An 18,472-nucleotide genomic window follows, 5' to 3' on the forward strand; every position below is an offset into this window, starting at 1 on the left:
GTTACTGAATAATCTCCTGCCGGTGCTGTTACAACTCCTGTAGCCGATATAGTTACTCCCGTATTTGGTGTAACAGTATATGTATAAGCTACATCATAATTGGTAATTGCAAAACTACCATTTGGAGAAGCACAAGTTGTTGGTTGTGTTACAACTCCTAATGTTGGTTGTACTGGTGTAACAGGTTGCGCATTAACTGTTGTACTAGCCGAAGGTGAAATACAAGCTCCTAATGTTGCCGTAACTGTATAGTTACCTTCTGGTGCTGTTACAACTCCTGATGCAGAAACACTTACTCCTGTATTTGGTGTAAAAGTGTATGTGTAAGTCGCATCATAGTTGGTAATTGTGAAACTTCCTGTTGCTGTGGCACATGTAGGCTGAGTTACAGCTCCTAATGTTGGTACAACTGGCGTTACAGGCTGAACATCTATTGTTGAACTAGCCGAAGCTGCCGACGTACATCCTGTATTTGCATCTGTAACTGTTGCTGTATATGTTTCGGCAGGTGCAGTTACAACTCCTCCTGCAGAGATACTAACTCCTGCAGATGGTGTAAAATTATAGGTCTTTGTAGCATCATAATTGGTAATTGTAAAACTACCTGTAGCAACAGTACACGTTGGTTGTGTTACTGCACCAAATAATGCTATTGCAGGTGTTACTGGTTGTGCACTCACGGTAAAACTAGCTGCTGCAGAGATACATGTTCCTGCAGAAGCAGTAAGATCATAAATACCCGATGCTAATCCTGAGAATATACCGGTTGCATTGGTAACTGCTGGAATTACAGGATTTGTTCCCGTAAGCGTATAGGTAATATCTGGAGCTACTACAGGAGTAAGAACAGTAATAGTACCTGTGCTTAAAGTACAAGTTGGTTCCGTTACATCGGCTGTTGGTGCAGCTGGAGCAGCTGTATTAACAACTGTATAAGTTGACACAGAAGTTCCTGAACATAACCCATTCACAGTATATGTAAATGTAAATGATCCTGTTGCAGATACTGATGGTGACCAAAGATGACCATTTAAATTTCCGCTTGATGGGTTTGTTGTTTCAACCCACGTTCCATAAGGATCAGCTGTAGCAGGAAGCAATGTATTTAAATCTAAAGTAGTAACTGATCTACAAACAGCTGTTGAACTATCTGCCCCAGAATTTGGGTTATCTAAATTTGAGGTTATTTGATAGTCTAATACTACATCTACACAAGATCCAGGAGGAGACGAAGTAAGTCTTACATGATAAGTACCTGTATCGGTAGCTGTATTAAATGTTGGAAAAGATAACGTTGAAGTAGTACTCAATACAGTTGGATCATTGTCTTTTGTCCAGCTAAAATTAAGATATGGAACTCCATCTACAGAAAGTTTTCCTGTTGTAGAACCATTACATATATTTACGGCTGTTAATTTTGGTAAACCTAGTTTTTCAATATCAAGTAAAGAGTTAACCACATTACCACAGTCATCTGTAATCCTAAAATTATAGATACCACCGGTTAAACCGGTAAAAAGACTACTGCTACCATTATTTACTACAAATGGGTTACCATCTTTAGTAGTAATCGCATACGTATAAGGTTCAACACCGTCATAACCAGTTATAGAAGCGTTATAATGTACCCCATCTGCACATTTAAACGAATATAAATCTTTCGGTTTCAACCCCATTGTAGCATAATCAAAAGTAGAAAGAACATCATAACAATTTCTTCCATAACCATAATTAGCAACACCTGGATATAATTCAAGCGTTGTAAAAGTCTTTACTATTCTATAAGTTCCCGGTGCTGTCCAAGAACCTTGCTGCTGACCATTTATTAATGATTGAGCATTTGATGCACTAGGTACATCGCTGGAAAAACCTCCTGCTGTAGGATGTCCCCAATTATTACTTGAAGGATCTTTTATTTGTAGCCAATAAAACACATTTTGATTAGCTTGAACAAGATTATCTCCTGTTACACTCAAATTAACATCAAAACTACCACACTTTTGAACTTTAGATGCAACTACAGTCCCTTGATCATAACCTATAACAGTCACATCGGTAGGAATGATATGTCCGCAATTATCTGTCGTTTCAACTTTATATATTCCTCCTGCAACATCATCAAAGACAACATTGTATCCGTCTGCAGTAATACGAGATGTAACGTCAACAGGATAAGAACCAGAGAAACCCGAAGGTCCTGCCAAAATTCTTGCACTTACAAAAGTATATGTTGACGTATTTTGTGATATCGAAAATGTACCATTTCCAGCTCCACAACCTATTCCCTGAAATACCCATACACTCGGAGTTGGAGTAGATACTGTAACCTCTTCATCAATAAAAACATTACAAGCATCCGTTACACGAATCATATAAACCCCATCTGGTATTGGATTTCCAACACCTCCTACAAGGTTAGAGTTAGATGGTGCACCAATGGTGTATCCCGGCGGTGCCGATAAAACCTCGTATTGCAAAGTTTTTACCATATATTGAGTGCCTAAAGAAATATAGGATCCCATACAATCTGCAGGTAAAATCTGAGCAAATACTTCTGCAGGATTATTAATATTTCGTGTAGCAGGAAAGACATTTCCGCAAGCATCTGTGATCTTTAGATCTAATACAAAAGGTGCAGTATAAAAAGGAATAGAGGTAGTTATGTCCTCAGTACTACTACCAAACCGATTAGGACCTGTAATTGTTTTAGAAGTTGTTATGTCTGCTCCTCCACCAGGTGGATGAACAATATAGTCAAACTGAAGCGGGTAAACCATTACGTTACTATCTGCTCCTGCTTTTATAAATTGTCGAAAATCGCCAAAACCACAAGCACTTCTTTCTGTATTATAACTACTAATACCATTACTACCATCAGCAAATTCTATATTAGGTGTAAATACAGTAAGAGTAGCTGTTTGAGTTACAATTTCCCCACAATTATCTGTAACCGACACTACGTAAGAACCTCCGCTAAGACCTGTAAAAGATCCGCTCGATTGAGGACCTACATTCATAGGGCCTGTAATTGAATACGCATTAACAGCAGCTGGGTTTCCTGCATTAATCGTGACATTAATTGCGCCTGAATTAGGGCAAGTCACATCTGTTTTGGTAACAGTAAAACCTAGCGGACTCACATTTGCACTTATATTGCCATCCCAAGTTTGAGAGTTACTCGTGTGTCCGACCATACTTTGGGTGGCAACGATACGATAAACACCACCGCTTAGTCCCGTCTGAGAATTGCTTGTTGTTGTAACAAGCGCCGTGCTAAAATTTGGAGCTTTGTAGATCGCATAGGTAACAGTAGCACCGGGATCTGTTCCCGTAGTACTAAATGCTAATGCGCCATTGTTCCTGCAAGTCTCTGGAGTTGGCGTCACGCTGAGAGTAAATGTAGGCAAGGTCACTTGCGCTTGCATTGCAAAATTCACCAGTAGAAATAGCAATAAAACCGATCTACGGTGAAAAACCTTTGCCAAGCAGGATTTTTTAATTAAAGTAATTTTTTTCATGTTTCGCAGTTATAAAGTTTTTAAATTGATTTAAAATTGGGCTTAATGTTAATAACTGATCAGTGTTGTCAAGAATGACTGTGTAGTACTATAAGCACTATTGTTACCACTAGCCGTTACTTGATGATTCGGCATTTGTAATCCATGTCGAATACTAATTGGTTTAAATATTTTATAAAACAATTTAGCCCAAGGCACAAAGCGCCTCAAAAAAATAGAATGATCCATAATATATAAGTTGTTTAAAAATTACATGCGTAATAAGCGATTACTGCTATTAGCTATAGATTTAAGATTTATCTGGTACTGAAATTGTCATATTGCATCATGCCTAAAAACGTTAAGAAAAACAAGTTTCTTTGCGATTTTGGTCAATAACAATACCCATAAGGATATCTTAAATTTTTAGTTTGTGTTAATAACTCAGTAATTCTTTTAGAAGAAAATAAAATTTAGGTTTGTACTTGTGTTACTTTTTTTTTAACAAGTAAAAAACTAAAAAATTTTCTCAATAGCTCTTGAGGTTAAGTAAGCAATTTATAATGTGAGATTGATTTGGGGACAATATTCACACTACATAAAAACGTTAGGCAAACATATTATAAAAACTAGGTAACATCCTAAAAAACACATACCACATAGGTACTCATACGTTTATAAAACAGACACTTAATGTTTTACAAGTTTAAAAATAACAGCGTATAATAAGATTCGGCGTTTTAATATTCCAAAAAGAAAATAAGGAATTTATATATAAATATATTTAAATTGTATTACAATGAATATTTTTTTTTAATATTTTTTTAGTAGTAAATATCAAATTAAAAAAAACCTTATTACAATTAAGATGACATGTTAATAAAAAACTATTTAAATTTTGAAGAGAAGCAATAAACATTTTATCTATTTTAAAAGTTGCACTGCAATTTCATTTTCCTGAAGAATTGCATAATCAAGAGCCGTTTTACTAAACCTATCTCGTATTGTTTTATCAGCTCCTTTATCAAGTAGAATTTTTATTATTGAATCAGCGCCAAAAGTTGCTGCAAAAATTAGTGCAGTTGCTCCATTATAATTTCTTTGGTTTATGGCTGCATTATGATTCAATAATAGTTGAACCATTTTATCCAATCGTTTAAAGCACACTCCCATAAGTGCCGTATTCCCCATTTTATCCTGAATGTTAGGGTTCGCCCCTTTTTTTAACAACAATTCGGCAACTTCAAAATTGTCGTTATAGCATGCTATTATTAATGCAGTACTCCCTCTTTCATCCACACTATTAATATCTTTATCTTCAACTAACTGCTTGTTCAATAGTTTGACATTATTGGTACGTGCAGCTGTAAAAATATCTTCTTGAGCAAAAGCTATAAAAGATGTAAATAGCATTAAAAGCAAAATATGCATATTGTGTTTTGTCTTCATTTTCTTGATGTATTATAAATTAGTATAGCCATAAAAACTATTGATTTAGTTATGAGTGGAGTAGAAAAAAGGAGTTCATTTAATTAAAAATTGAACTCCTTTTTTTTAGAGTGATATTACTTCTAAATGTATATCTGAACTGTTTATCTTAAAAACATTTTTTCTACATCCTCTCTAGATAAACCAAGTTCCTTTGCCAAACGTTTTCCATAATCAGTATCAGCCATATAAAAATAACCAACCATTTTCTTAACCACATCTTTATTGGCTACACCTTTTAAATCACCCGATAGATTACTTATAAGATTTTGCTTTTCTTTTTCATTTAGAGAACGGTAAAATTCACCCGCTTGTTTAAAATCGTTCGGCTTACTAATTTTTTGTTGAACAGTAGTTGTATTCACAAAGCTTGATTTTGAATACTCATAATTTTCGTTATCGATAAAACCATTTTTAGAAACACTAGGCTCATAGTTAATATCTCCATTTCCTTTCTTTGTAGAAAAAGCACCATCCTGATTATTAGTAACTACTGCTACTTTAGAGGCATTTATAGGTAATTGCTGAAAATTTGCTCCTATCCTGTATCGTTGTGTGTCAAAATAAGAAAACAAACGTCCTTGTAATAACTTATCTTCCGATGGTTCTATTCCGGGTACTAATGTTCCTGGTGAGAATGCCGACTGTTCTACTTCCTGAAAGAAATTATCCGGAACTCTGTTTAAAGTCATTTTCCCAACCAACTGTAAGGGAATCATACTTTCAGGCCACACTTTAGTAGGATCTAACGGGTTGATATCCAATTTATCAAAGTCCCTAGGTTTTAATAATTGTACATAAAGTTCCCATGACGGATACTTCTCCATCTTTATGTTTTCATATAAATCTACTGTAGCGTGCTGAAAGTCTTTACCTTGCATTTCGGTAGCTTCTGCAGCTGTTAGATTTTTTACTCCTTGTAGAGATTTCCATGTATATTTTACGTAGGTTACTTCGCCCCCATCATTAACCCATTTAAAAGCATGTACTCCAGAACCATCCATTTGTCTGTAATTAGCAGGTATTCCGTAATCAGAGTAAACACGTGTAAGCATATGTGTTCCTTCGGGAATGTTACTAAAAAAATCAAAAACTCTGCTTGCATCCTGCTTGTTAGTCACGGGTGATGGCTTGAAAGCATGCACCATGTCAGGAAATTTAATCGCATCACGAATAAAAAATACAGGCAAATTATTACCTACCAAATCATAATTCCCTTGATCTGTGTAAAATTTAGTAGCAAATCCTCTTGGATCTCTCAAAGTCTCCGGCGAACCTGTACCGTGTACAACAGTAGAAAAACGTACAAAAACAGGAGTCTTCTTCCCTTTTTCAAATAATGAAGCTCTTGTATAGCCTGAGAAATCTCCCGATGCTATAAATTCGCCATAAGCTCCAGTACCTCTTGCATGAACTACTCTTTCGGGTATGCGTTCTCTATCAAAAGAAGCCAGTTTTTCGATTAAATGAATATCCTCTAATAAAACCTGTCCGTTCTGACCGATTGTTTTTGAATTTTGATTATCACCAACAGGAGTACCTGTATTAGTTGTAATCTGCTTTTGTTGTGCCATTATTGATATTGATGACATAACCAAAGCATACAGAATTGATCTTTTTTTCATATAGCATTTTGTTTTAGAGGACAAATGTATATGAGCACATTTATAAATTCAAACTGATAAAAACAATGTTGACATAGGCAAAACCTAACACCTTGGATGCATATTGATTATATGATATAACCTGTAAAATCGCTGCTTTTTTTGTCACAAAAGTTTAGGAGCTCTATCTTCATTTACGCTACTTTCAGTACTTTTTTAGATGTTTACATAATGTGTTAAACAACGTTTTCTAAACTACTGCTCAAACTTTACCGAAAGAGCGTGATCCGAGTTACTAATTTTTCCATTAACATAGACAAAAAAAACAGTGCTTATCAAAATGGTATGTATTGGCAGTGCTTTGGTATCTGGTATCGCTAGTCTAAGTTTTAATTTTGTCAGATATAAATTTTAAAATAAAAATAAAATGAATAAGGCATTATTATTAATTGATATACAGAAAGAATATTTTGAAAACGGAGCATTAGAACTTGTAAATCCTATTGCCGCAAGTGAAAACGCTAAGAAACTATTGGAACATTTTAGAAAAGAAAATGAGACTATTATTCATGTTCAGCATATATCCGGAGAAGGTGCTCCCATTTTTGTTGCTGGCACAAAAGGAGTGGATATTCATGAAAATGTAAAACCGTTAGCAGGAGAAAAAGTAATTACAAAACAGTTTCCTAATAGTTTTAGAGGGACTGATTTATTAGAATATCTTCAGTCAAAGGAAATAACACATTTGATAATCGCAGGAATGATGACTCATATGTGTATTGACGCAGGAACAAGAGCTGCTGTTGACTTTGGATTTGAATGTACTGTAATTGGAGATGCCTGTGCTACATTGAATCTTCAAATAAATGGTCAGGAAGTTAAGGCTGCAGATGTTCATAATGCATTTTTGGCGGCACTGGAATTCTTTTACGCAAAAATTACAACAACAGAAGATTATTTGCTGTCGTAAAATAAAGAGCAAATTAAGGGATCCCTTTTATAAAATGAGCTGTAATTTATTACAGCTTATTTTTTTTCGTTGGAAGTAATTTGTAAATGAAGTTGTAAATTTGCTTTAATTATAATATTTGAGCACCTCTTAAAGAAAGTAATAAGGAACAGACTCCAATACATTAACTAATTAAAAAAATGAAAACGGTCAAATTTCATAAAACAGAATGTGGTGTTGAAGTGCTTCTAAATGTATTGCACGGCGATATGCTGAGCGAAAGATATCTAGAGCGCGATACTTACAATACTGATTTTTTTGAAATATTGCTTTTTAAGACTGCCAAAGGATCTCTGATTTTAAATCAGCAGAAGATCGATATAAGGGACAATACAATTGTTTTTATTTCTCCCTTTCAAAAAAGGCAATGGACTTTAGAGAAAGAGGGATTGGATTATACAGTTCTGGTTTTTCAGGAAAATTTTCTTAATGATTTTTTCTCAGACAAATTCTTTACGTACCGCCTTTTGTATTTCTATCAATTGAATTATCCTTTAAATATTAGTATTGAAAAGGAAGAACTTCAAAAAGCACTTGGTCAGCTTATGGAAATTAAATACGAACTTGTTAATAGCAAAACAGATAGTATTCATATTATACGATCTCTTACTTATTACCTACTTTTGAAGTTTAACAGAATATATGCTAATGCAAATAATCTTTCAATTGATAGGGCAGAAAATAACTTTGCATACCAATTTAAACAGTTATTGGAAATACATATTAGGCAGAAACAGCGAATTGACTACTATGCCGATTTATTAAATGTGAGCAGGATTACAATTAACACTTGTGTGAAAAAGCAGTTTAATGTAACCGCGACAGAGCTTATAAAACAAAGACTGCTTTTTGAGATAAAAAATGACCTGATACATTCCGGAAAGACTATTGCTGAGATTGCTTATGATCTTCATTTTTCTGAACCTGGACACATGATGCGATTTTTTAAAACACAGACAGGGATAACCAGCAGTCAGTTCCTCTCAGATTACCAAAATGGTATATTTTCATAACATTTTATAAGGGTATTACAGAATAAGATAAATTTACAACAAAAGAATTACTATACTTTAAATGAAAGTTTACAGCATGGTAATTTCAATACATTTAAATCTGCCTCGAGGCAATTAATTTTTCAATATGATCAAAAAATACAAATCCAATAAGATATATTACCAAAGTACAATAACACTTGCAGGACCTGTTGTAATTTCTCAGCTGGGGCATACCTTGGTGCAGACTCTCGATACAGTTATTATTGGGCATTACGCAGGAACAATATCATTGGCAGCAGTCTCGCTGGTTCATTCTGTTTTCATGGTAGTTTTGGTCATAGGATTAGGGGTTGCCTACGGCTTAACACCTTTGATTGCACAAGAAAATGGAAAATCAAATTTTAAGGAATGTGCCGAACTTCTGTCAAACAGTTTATGGCTTAATGTCGCGTCTTCAATTTTTCTTTTCTTAGTAGTGTACTATGGTTCTATGTTTGCCATGCAGCATGCAGATCAGGATCCTCAGGTGGTAGAAACAGCAAAACCTTATTTACTTATTTTAAGTTTATCTATTATACCCTTAATGATATTTCAAACTTTCAAACAGTTTGCAGAAGGACTGGGCTTTACAAAACAAGCAATGTCCATAACGATATGGGGAAATGTGCTCAACGTAATTATCGCAGTAATTCTGGTAAAGGGAATGTTTGGGATCGAGCCAATGGGAGTTAAAGGAGTTGGAATTGCAACATTGATCGATAGGATTTTAATGATGCTGGTTATGATGTGGTATGTACTTCGATCAGAAAATTTTAGAGTTTACCTGCACCATTTCTCCGCTAAGTTTATTGATTTTTCAAAAATTGCAAAAGTGGTAAAAATAGGATTACCTGTTGCCATGCAGTATGTGTTCGAAATTGGAGTATTTGCAGTTGCCGCTCTAATGGCGGGTCATATAGGCGCAGTAGAACAGGCAGCCCATCAAACAGCAATAACCCTTGCCGCAATGACCTACATGATGGCAGGAGGAATTGCATCGGCTGCAACTATTAAAGTCGGAAATAGTTTCGGAAATAAAAATTACAAAAGACTTCAAAAGTTTGCTTATGCATCCTATCATTTAGTTATCATTTTCATGATGTTCTTTGCTGTAATTTTTACAATCTTTAATCAATATTTACCTTACTTAATAACAAACGACGTAAATGTTGTAGCGCTGGCTGCACAATTATTGATAATTGCTGCAATATTCCAGCTCTTTGATGGTACACAGGTAGTTGGACTAGGAACACTAAGAGGAATGGGAGATGTAAACATTCCCACTTTTATAACCTTTGTTGCTTATTGGATTATTGGTCTGCCTGCAGCCTATGTCTTAGGTATGCACTTCAATTTAGGTGTAAATGGAATCTGGTATGGTCTGACTCTTGGTTTGTTAACATCGTCTGTCTTACTGTATTTAAGGTTCCGATATGTAATGAATAAGGTCTTGGAAAAAAAATCTATAAGCTAATATTAATCTCTAAATAGCCAGTATAAAAAGATAATTTATGGTTATATATCAATCAGATAAAATGATTTTAGATGCAATGAAATATCCTATTTTAATAGAACCTCCATATCTTTAAAAAATAAAGAGAAAAAAACATCATTTTATACACATCTATAAATGAAAAAATCAATAGTTGAGAGTACATCTTTTACTCCTTACCAAAAATTTATAATTGTTATATTATTCCTCTTACAATTTACGGTCACATTAGATTTTATTGTTATTTCTCCTCTCGGGGATATGCTGATTAAAAACCTTGATATGACTACATCTAGTTTTGGCTTTGTAGTTTCAGCTTATGCTTTTAGCGCAGGAATATCAGGATTACTGGCTGCAGGATTTGCAGATAAATTTGATAGAAAAAAGATTTTAATTTTCTTCTATACCGGATTTATTATTGGTACTATTTTCTGTGCTATCTCTTCCAGTTACATAATGCTCCTTATAGCGAGGATTGTTACAGGGCTCTTTGGCGGTGTAATTGGGTCCATTTCCCTTGCCATAGTAGCTGATTTATTTTTGATTAATCAAAGAGGACGTGTTATGGCCTATATTCAAATGGCATTTGCTGCAAGCCTGATTTTAGGAATACCGGTAGGAGTTTATTTTGCCAATAATTGGGGATGGCATTCGGCCTTTATTATGATTGCAGGTATAGGTATTTTAATCCTTATTGCAATAGTGACTCAAATGCAGTCTATAAACAAACATCTAGAATTCCAATCCAGTAAGAATCCTTTTCTCCATCTTTGGAGCACATTAAACAATAAAGAATATAGGATAGGTTTTACAGCCATTGCTCTTTTGTCTATTGGCGCTTTTATGCTCCAACCCTTTGGAACCGCTTTTATGGTTAATAATTTACATATTAGTCAACTCCAGTTACCTATGATATTTTTCCTTATAGGACTTTCAATACTTATAATAATGCCGGTGATTGGAAAATTAAGTGATAAGTTTAATAAATTCAAGCTATTTACAATAGCATCTCTTCTCTCGATAATTATGGTCATAATCTACACCAATTTAAATCCCATAGCATTGTGGGAAATCGTAGCAATAACTATAGTATTGTATATGGCAATAATGAGCCGAATGATACCAGCCTCAACTCTAAATACAGCCATTCCAGAAATAAAAGATCGCGGTGCCTATATGTCTGTAACTTCTTCATTGCAACAAATTGCCGGAGGGATTGCTGCTGTCTGTGCAGGGTTTATTGTACATCAGGATACTAAACAATCACCGCTGGAAAACTATGATATACTAGGATATGTATTTGCCGCAATAACGCTTTGCACCATATTTTTGATTTGGAGAGTGAATCAATTAGTGAGGCTAAAAAACACACTTCCAAAAATATCTCAAGAAGGCATATAAAATACGCACCTTAATTATGGTGTGAATATTTAATTAATTTATTTCTTGTTTAAATAAATTCACTCATTTCTTCAAATCTTAAAGGAAATGACTTATAAATTATCTCGTAAGGCTCACAACATGAGCTCCCCTACTCAACCTTCAAACAAATAAATCATATCATTCCAATAAAAAAATAATTAAGTTTGTAGCATGGAGAAGACTATCAAAATTATTTCATCAGAGGAATTTCCAAGACAATTTATGTCTGATGCTTCTTTAGAGTTTGATTTTTTAAAAACTCCTTTACAGATATATGATCTGAATACAACAACAGAGTATATTCAAATTCCAACTCCCCTTTTTAGACCTGATTATAATTTTATGGTCCATGTTACTAAGGGTAATGCAAAACAGCAAGTAGATAATGAGGTAATATCATTAACAGAAAATGATGTTTTGTTTATAAAACAAGGCCATATTACAGCAATGAAAGAAATTGATTTGGTAATTACGGGTCATTTTATTTTATTTGAAGAAAGTGTCCTCAATCATATTTTGTCTAAACAAGAGTTGATACAAATTTTTGCCACTAATTCGGTTATTAAACTACCCAAAGAAACTAGTATATGGCTTAATTCATTATTTTGCTTATTAGGTCAGGAATTTCGAAATGAAAATTCCAATATTGAAATTTGTTATTCGCTTATGCAAGCAGCCTTTCAAAAAATAATTTCTTCAAATAAAGAACTTAATAAAACCGTACATCGAGGCAATGAAATCACTTTTTCCTTTAAAGAGTTGGTTTATAAATTCCATAGCCAGGATAAATCGGTATCCTTTTATGCAGATAAATTAAAAATTTCTGTAAATTATCTCAATAGATGTATTAAGCAAACCACCGGAATAGCCCCAAAAGAATGGATTAACAACGTTAGTATCCTGCAAAGCCAAATTCTTTTACAAGATTTGACTAAAGATATCTCCGAAATTGCTTTTGAATTGAATTATGAAGACCCTTCATATTTTGGACGACTTTTCAAAAAAATAACTGGTACAACTCCTTCACAGTATCGAAGTTCACTTAGGCACGATTTGTCCGAATAAAGGCAAGCTAAATCCTAGCAACAATTATTGTTTTAACCACACCTTTGTCTTAAGAAAATCTTAGAGGGCTAATGCGGCTCGTGTGTTTAAATTTAATAAATGTTATTTTGAAAAAAGTGCTATCATTGGTTTTATTAACCTTGTTTATTTGCCTTCCTAATAAATTTTATGCTCAATTAATAACTGATGGCGCAGGGATTGGCGTTACTATTAATGGAAAAAGCAGCTTTAAGAATTTATCTTCGGCAGATCCGTATTATGGGAATAAATTCAAATATAATACGTACGATTTTTGGTTGCCAATACCATCTTTTAAAATTGGAAAAACTCGTATTCTTGGAACAGTCAACTACCGCGTTTTAGACTTTACATTCGATAAGAAAATTGAAGTTAGTCCGAATTACATCACAAAAATACAAGAGATAAAACCAACCATTGTAGTGCGGCATCCTTTTGGAAAACGATGGGCAGTTTTTGGAGTTTTAATACCAACTATTGCTTCCGATTTTAAAAGTTCCTTTTCGATGAATGATATGGTATATGATGGCATTTTTGGAGTCTCAAGAAAATTCGGAGAAAAATCAAATCTCGAAATCGGGATTGGTCCTCATATCATGTATGCTTTTGGAAAATTTCTGATAACACCTGCAGTATCTGTCGATTATAAAAGTAACAACGGTAAGTGGTTTGCACAGCTATACTGGCCAAGAGTTAATATTTTTCGAAATCTCGGCAATAACACACAAATTGGTGTAGCGGGATCAATAGACTGGACGCTTCACAACTTACAAAATTACAAGAATGATGAGAACCTGGAGATTGATTATGCTCAGTTCTCGGCTATTCACGGAGGCTTACAAATTAATCAACGTCTTTTTGATGGTTTTTGGCTTCAACTGCAAGGAGGTCTCGGATTTGCAAACAAATACACTTTATATAATTCTAATAATGATACCATTAGCAACTATAAAGCAAAAGAAATGCCTTATGTAAAGATGATGCTAACCTATCGTTTTGGAAAATAATTGCAGAATAAAAATCAATAACAATAAATAAAAAGAAGGAAAAATGATGAAATTAATTCTTAGTATTCTACTATTAGGAGTGTCGTATTTTACTAATGCGCAACAATTAAAAATGAATGTTGATGTGACCAATGTTCAAAAAGGAAAAGGCAGTGTCGTATTGAATGTTTACAACAAAAAAGAAAACTTTCTTAAAACCGCTTACTTTACCAAGGTTCAAAAGGCAAATCAGGGAACTATAAAATTTCAAATCGATTTACCAAGAGGAACTTATGCTATTACCGTTTTTCAAGATTTAGATAATAACGGTAATCTTAATAGCAACTGGTTGGGAATTCCTAAAGAGCCCGTAGGAAACAGTACTAATTTTAAGCCTGATGGTGGAGCACCAACATTTGGTGATTGCTCAATTTATGTTTTAAATAATGATTCTACAATTACAATTGACCTCAATTAAGAAAACTTAAATTATGATATCAAATTATGGAAGAGGCAATTTTAAAAAATAGAATTATTGCAGAAATAAAAGGTGCCTGCAAGCAATATCAAACGGGCGATACATTAATTACAGCCTTACAACCTACAACCGTTCAATTTAAAACCAGAGAACTTACATTGATAGTAGGTCCTTCGGGTTCAGGAAAAACTACTTTGCTCTCCCTGTTAGGTTGTGTTATCTACCCCACAAAAGGAGATGTTTTTATAGATGGTCAACAAGTAAATACACTTTCCGCCAAAGAATTATCGATTTTGAGGTTAAATAAAATTGGATTCGTATTTCAAGGCTTCAACCTTTTGGCTCCGCTTAACTCTTTAGAAAACGTTATGATGCCGCTACAACTTATGAATTTAAGTGATACTGAAGCAAAGAAAAAAGCAGAGAAAGCTTTGGAATTAGTCGGGATGAAAGATCGAATGAAAAACCTACCCAAAATGCTAAGTGGTGGTCAGCAGCAAAGAGTTGCAATTGCACGAGCCCTGGTAACTAATCCGCCAATAATGCTTTGTGATGAACCAACGGCTGCATTAGATGTTAAGAGTGTTGGTTTGGTAATGAATGAGTTAAAAGCACTTGCCCAAAATGGTAAGAGTGTTATTGTTGTTACACACGATATGCGCCTTAAACAATTTGCTGACAGAATTATTTATGTAGATAATGGGATTGCAACCGAGAATGAAAATCTAGCATTTATTGAAAATCATTAAACCAATATTATAAAGAATGAAATATATTTTAATTTATCTAATAGCTCTTTTTTTTTGCAGTTGTAGTAAGAAAGAAGAAAAGATATCAAATCAGGCATCAGATCACAAGGAAGTTCCTCTATCAGGTATTGTAGGACTCGGTCGCATAGAACCTGACGAGAAACTGTCCTCATTAGCAACAGAAGTAGGAGGCATTGTTGTAGCTATCCATAAGAAAGAAAATGATGTGATTATTAAAGGGGATCTAATTATTGAATTGGATCATGCTGTTCAGGATGCCAAAAAAGACCAAATTAAGAGTAGAATTGAAACACAAAGAATCGAAATTAATGTAGCGCAACTAAACTTAAGAGAGCAGAAAATAAATTTATCCAATAAACAAATTGAGTTGGAGCGATTGAGAAACTTACTTAAAGAAGGAGCCGAAACAAAACAAAACTTTGATAATTTGGAAACAGAAACCAAAATTTTTCAAACGAATGTAGAACAATTACAAGCTCGGGTTTTGATAGCAAATTCACAACTTCAGGAAATTAAACAAGAGCTGAAGGTTTCAAACAAAGAATTGCAACAGTATTTGGTAAGAGCACTAAACGATGGACAAATTTTGACAATGAATGCTACTAAAGGTGCTGCATTATCACCAAATCAATCATTTGCAGATTTTATTCCAAAAAGCAAATTGGTAGCTACTTGTGAAATTGATGAGCTGTTTGCAGACAAAATTAAAAAAGGGCAAAAAGCTATTATCCGCCAAATTGGTTCCAATAAAACTATTGGTTCTGGTATTGTAGTTTTTACTTCTTCGGCACTTAAGCGTAAATCACTTTTTTCTGAAAAAGCTGGCGATCAGGAAGACAGAAGAGTTCGGGAAATAAAAATTCTATTGGCAAATCAAACAAAGTATTTAATTAATTCCCGGATTGAATGTGTTATTCAAACATCAAATAAGTAAGATAAACAAACAAGAATGGAATTGTACATACCTTCAAATTGGTTGCAAATACCAATCTGGATATGTAAATACTATGTTCCATTATAAACAAATAGCCTCTAAAGATGAATTCTATTATTAAAATAGCTTGGAAGTTTATCCGCTTTGATAAAACAAAAAGTATAGGAGTAGTTGTTGGAATAGTGATAAGTACCTTTCTTATTGGTCAGCAAATCGGCACATTTAATTTTTTGACAGGACTAATGAGTGTGTTGGTAAAAAATACAACATCAGACATTTGGGTTGTTGATAATAAGACGACAGATGCCAACCAACTTAGCCTGATTGACTCGAGAAAAGAAAAAGAGATTAAGAGCCTGCCAGGTGTTAAAGAAGCATTTCCTATTGTTATGACAAATGGGAAAGCTAAATTTTCTGGAGGAACCAGTGCTGTCGTAAACATTATAGGCAGCGAATACCCTTATTTTAAAGCAGGTCCTGACAGCACTAAAATAATAGAAGGAAAACTTCCAGATTTATTACAAGAAGCGGGTGTCTCTGCAGATTACTTTGATCGGAGCAATTTTGGAGGTTCATCAAATGTTGGAACCTATTTTGAAATTAACGGAAAAAGAGCCGTTATTATGTTACAAACTAAAGGAATACGAGGTTGGGGTGGTTATTTAATGTACACCTCAATAGATAGGGCAAGATATTATGGTAATATTTCTTCCACTAATATAAGTGCCTTAATGGTCAATGTAAAAGAAGGTGAAGATGTGAATCATGTTGTAAATCAGATCAATAATTCTATTTATGGAGTAAGAGCTTGGCGCACATCATCCCTGAGTTCCTCTACTATAAAAAGTGTTTTGGCTTCTACTGGCTTAGGTGCCAGCACAGGTTCTTTGGTGGGATTTGCTATCATTGCCGGTTTTTTTATTATTGGTCTCACAATGTATTCGTCGGCACTTGACAGGATTAAGGATTATGGAACTTTAAAGGCAATTGGCGCTACCGATTCGTACATCCGAAAGTTAATACTTACTCAAGCCACTTTGTTTGCTGTTGTTGGCTTTCTAATTGCTCTGGTTTTCTTAATGGGTTTTAAAAAAGGCATGTATCAATCGGGAATAGTGATCGATTTTAGCCCAATAATACTCTTCTCCATCCTAATGGTCACTTTTTCTATTTCGCTTTTTGGGGCTGTGTTTGCTATTAGAAGAATAAAAAATGTAGAACCTGCTTCAGTATTTAGAGGCTAAAAAAGTTATTATGATAAAAAACAATTCAATTAATATCTTCTTTATAGGATGTCTTATACTAATAAGCATTTCAAAAATGAATGCGCAAAGTGTAGTATGGTCATTAAATAAAGCAATTGAAGAAGCACAAAAGAATCGAAAATTATTGGCTTCGTTGGAAACTGAATATAAAATCAATCAATTAAAGACAAAAGAGTTAAATGCAAAATATTTACCCCGAGTATCGCTGAATTACAATTATCAGTATAATCCAATTATTGCTACAAATGTTTTACCTGCAAGCGCATTTAACTCTGGAACTTCTTCAAGTGATATGATTCCGATAAAATTAGGTGCTAATTATTCTCAAAATGCAGGTATTTTGCTGCAACAACCATTACTGGATATCTCTATTTCAAAATTAATTGCAGAGTCTAAGTTACACGAGAAACTAGCCAATTTAAGTGAAAAAGAAGCAAGATTGGAACTTACTTATGAAGTTTCAAAAGTGTATTTTAATATATTGGTAACAGAGGAACAAGTAAAAGAAGCTATTGGCGATACCGCTCGTACGGCATTAAGTCTGAAAACTATAACCCAAAAATATAATAACAAAAGAGTTTTAAAAGTTGATGTAAATGACGCCAAAATAACGCATAATAATGCTGTACAAAAATATCTTAATGCAACAAATAACGCATTGGTTCTAAAACAGTATATATTGTATGTTACCGGAAATGAATCTTCCCTAGCTTCTTCAATGATATTAGAGAAGTATAATATGAATGAAAATATTACTGATCTTGATGAAAATCTAATTCTGGCATTGCCTCAGATCGAAATTTTGAAAACACAAAATGAAGTCCTAGAGAATAAAAAGAAACTCGAAAGAGCCAAACATAGTCCCATGATTAGTGTCAATGGTTATTTAGGAACAGATCAGTTCACAGAAAACATGAACCCTTTTCAGCAAAACAGTTGGTATGGGAATAGTTATATTGGCATCTCATTAAAATTACCCATTTTTTTTGGAGAGAATACGGCAAAAAGAATAGATCAATTAAAATTCCAGCAAGAGCAAAATAATAATCGAATTGTTGAGGATGTTAATAAAAACAAATACAATGCCCTGAATGCTAGTGCTACGTATAATAACGTCTTGCAACAGTTAAAAACGATACGTGAAAATAGTAAACTCACTTCCGAAATGGTACTGGTTTATCAGGAGCGATATAAGTTTGACCAAATATCGTTTAATGAACTAAATGATAAAGAGATTCAATTACAAAATCTGGAACTAGCCTATAATCAACTTCAAAAAGAATTAATAGTTTCGTGGCTTAATTGGAAAAAGGCCGCGGGAAAATTAGTTTTATAATATTCAATACGGGATTAATTAAAATTTCAAAAAAAAACCGACTCTGTTTAAGAGTCGGCTTTATTACAATATGA

The 18,472-nt window shown here is 33.9% G+C and carries 13 protein-coding genes and 1 pseudogene; 11 read left to right on the forward strand and 3 right to left on the reverse strand.

The genetic code is table 11. The features are described from left to right. The 3 genes and pseudogenes from OA93_RS21665 to OA93_RS21675 all read right to left on the reverse strand — a co-directional run. A pseudogene (locus OA93_RS21665) lies at positions 1-3,518 on the reverse strand (hypothetical protein); the annotation flags it as partial. A 903-nt stretch (positions 3,519-4,421) separates the two neighbouring features. After that, a complete protein-coding gene (locus OA93_RS21670) occupies positions 4,422-4,946 on the reverse strand; it encodes an ankyrin repeat domain-containing protein (protein ID WP_039116188.1) in 525 nt (174 codons plus the stop codon). Between the two features lie 143 nt (positions 4,947-5,089). Continuing rightward, the gene (locus OA93_RS21675; RefSeq protein ID WP_039116189.1) at positions 5,090-6,610 is read right to left on the reverse strand and encodes a catalase; all 1,521 of its coding nucleotides are present in this window, start codon (positions 6,608-6,610) and stop codon (positions 5,090-5,092) included. 406 nt (positions 6,611-7,016) lie between these two features. Between OA93_RS21675 and OA93_RS21680 the strand changes: the two genes are divergently transcribed. The 11 genes from OA93_RS21680 (at position 7,017) to OA93_RS21730 (ending at position 18,398) form a co-directional block, all read left to right on the forward strand. Further along, entirely contained in the window at positions 7,017-7,559 is a 543-nt protein-coding gene (locus OA93_RS21680; RefSeq protein ID WP_039116191.1) for a cysteine hydrolase family protein, read from the forward strand. A gap of 179 nt (positions 7,560-7,738) precedes the next feature. Next, a complete protein-coding gene (locus tag OA93_RS21685; protein WP_039116192.1) occupies positions 7,739-8,611 on the forward strand; it encodes a helix-turn-helix domain-containing protein in 873 nt (290 codons plus the stop codon). A gap of 127 nt (positions 8,612-8,738) precedes the next feature. Further along, on the forward strand, positions 8,739-10,106 hold the full coding sequence (locus OA93_RS21690) for an MATE family efflux transporter (protein WP_039116193.1): 1,368 nt from the start codon (positions 8,739-8,741) through the stop codon (positions 10,104-10,106). Positions 10,107-10,262: 156 nt separating this feature from the next. After that, positions 10,263-11,525: an MFS transporter gene (locus tag OA93_RS21695; protein ID WP_039116194.1), complete on the forward strand. Its 1,263-nt coding sequence runs from the start codon at positions 10,263-10,265 to the stop codon at positions 11,523-11,525. Positions 11,526-11,717: 192 nt separating this feature from the next. Next, positions 11,718-12,611: an AraC family transcriptional regulator gene (locus tag OA93_RS21700; protein ID WP_039116196.1), complete on the forward strand. Its 894-nt coding sequence runs from the start codon at positions 11,718-11,720 to the stop codon at positions 12,609-12,611. A 116-nt stretch (positions 12,612-12,727) separates the two neighbouring features. Continuing rightward, positions 12,728-13,636, forward strand: coding sequence for a DUF6268 family outer membrane beta-barrel protein (locus OA93_RS21705; RefSeq protein WP_240474781.1), 909 nt, complete (start codon positions 12,728-12,730; stop codon positions 13,634-13,636). A gap of 43 nt (positions 13,637-13,679) precedes the next feature. Next, positions 13,680-14,093, forward strand: a complete 414-nt coding sequence (locus tag OA93_RS21710; protein ID WP_052259563.1) for a DUF2141 domain-containing protein — start codon at positions 13,680-13,682, stop codon at positions 14,091-14,093. Between the two features lie 26 nt (positions 14,094-14,119). After that, entirely contained in the window at positions 14,120-14,842 is a 723-nt protein-coding gene (locus OA93_RS21715) for an ABC transporter ATP-binding protein (protein ID WP_039116199.1), read from the forward strand. 16 nt (positions 14,843-14,858) lie between these two features. Next, positions 14,859-15,797 (forward strand): biotin/lipoyl-binding protein, encoded by a 939-nt coding sequence (locus OA93_RS21720; RefSeq protein WP_039116200.1) that lies wholly within the window; start codon positions 14,859-14,861, stop codon positions 15,795-15,797. Positions 15,798-16,039: 242 nt separating this feature from the next. Further along, positions 16,040-17,041, forward strand: coding sequence for an ABC transporter permease (locus tag OA93_RS21725; RefSeq protein ID WP_240474776.1), 1,002 nt, complete (start codon positions 16,040-16,042; stop codon positions 17,039-17,041). Between the two features lie 10 nt (positions 17,042-17,051). Then, on the forward strand, positions 17,052-18,398 hold the full coding sequence (locus OA93_RS21730; RefSeq protein WP_082001864.1) for a TolC family protein: 1,347 nt from the start codon (positions 17,052-17,054) through the stop codon (positions 18,396-18,398). The last annotated feature ends 74 nt before the right edge of the window (positions 18,399-18,472 follow it).

The sequence above is a fragment of the Flavobacterium sp. KMS genome, assembly GCF_000813005.1.
Lineage (GTDB): Bacteria > Bacteroidota > Bacteroidia > Flavobacteriales > Flavobacteriaceae > Flavobacterium.

Excerpts from the sequence above, each read along its gene's own strand:
- OA93_RS21720 (WP_039116200.1), top strand. The coding sequence starts at position 14,859 with ATGAAATATATTTTAATTTATCTAATAGCTCTTTTTTTTTGCAGTTGT.
- OA93_RS21710 (WP_052259563.1), top strand. The coding sequence starts at position 13,680 with ATGATGAAATTAATTCTTAGTATTCTACTATTAGGAGTGTCGTATTTT.
- OA93_RS21700 (WP_039116196.1), top strand. The coding sequence starts at position 11,718 with ATGGAGAAGACTATCAAAATTATTTCATCAGAGGAATTTCCAAGACAA.
- OA93_RS21670 (WP_039116188.1), bottom strand. The coding sequence starts at position 4,946 with ATGAAGACAAAACACAATATGCATATTTTGCTTTTAATGCTATTTACA.
- OA93_RS21715 (WP_039116199.1), top strand. The coding sequence starts at position 14,120 with ATGGAAGAGGCAATTTTAAAAAATAGAATTATTGCAGAAATAAAAGGT.
- OA93_RS21690 (WP_039116193.1), top strand. The coding sequence starts at position 8,739 with ATGATCAAAAAATACAAATCCAATAAGATATATTACCAAAGTACAATA.
- OA93_RS21685 (WP_039116192.1), top strand. The coding sequence starts at position 7,739 with ATGAAAACGGTCAAATTTCATAAAACAGAATGTGGTGTTGAAGTGCTT.
- OA93_RS21730 (WP_082001864.1), top strand. The coding sequence starts at position 17,052 with ATGATAAAAAACAATTCAATTAATATCTTCTTTATAGGATGTCTTATA.
- OA93_RS21675 (WP_039116189.1), bottom strand. The coding sequence starts at position 6,610 with ATGAAAAAAAGATCAATTCTGTATGCTTTGGTTATGTCATCAATATCA.
- OA93_RS21695 (WP_039116194.1), top strand. The coding sequence starts at position 10,263 with ATGAAAAAATCAATAGTTGAGAGTACATCTTTTACTCCTTACCAAAAA.
- OA93_RS21725 (WP_240474776.1), top strand. The coding sequence starts at position 16,040 with ATGAGTGTGTTGGTAAAAAATACAACATCAGACATTTGGGTTGTTGAT.
- OA93_RS21680 (WP_039116191.1), top strand. The coding sequence starts at position 7,017 with ATGAATAAGGCATTATTATTAATTGATATACAGAAAGAATATTTTGAA.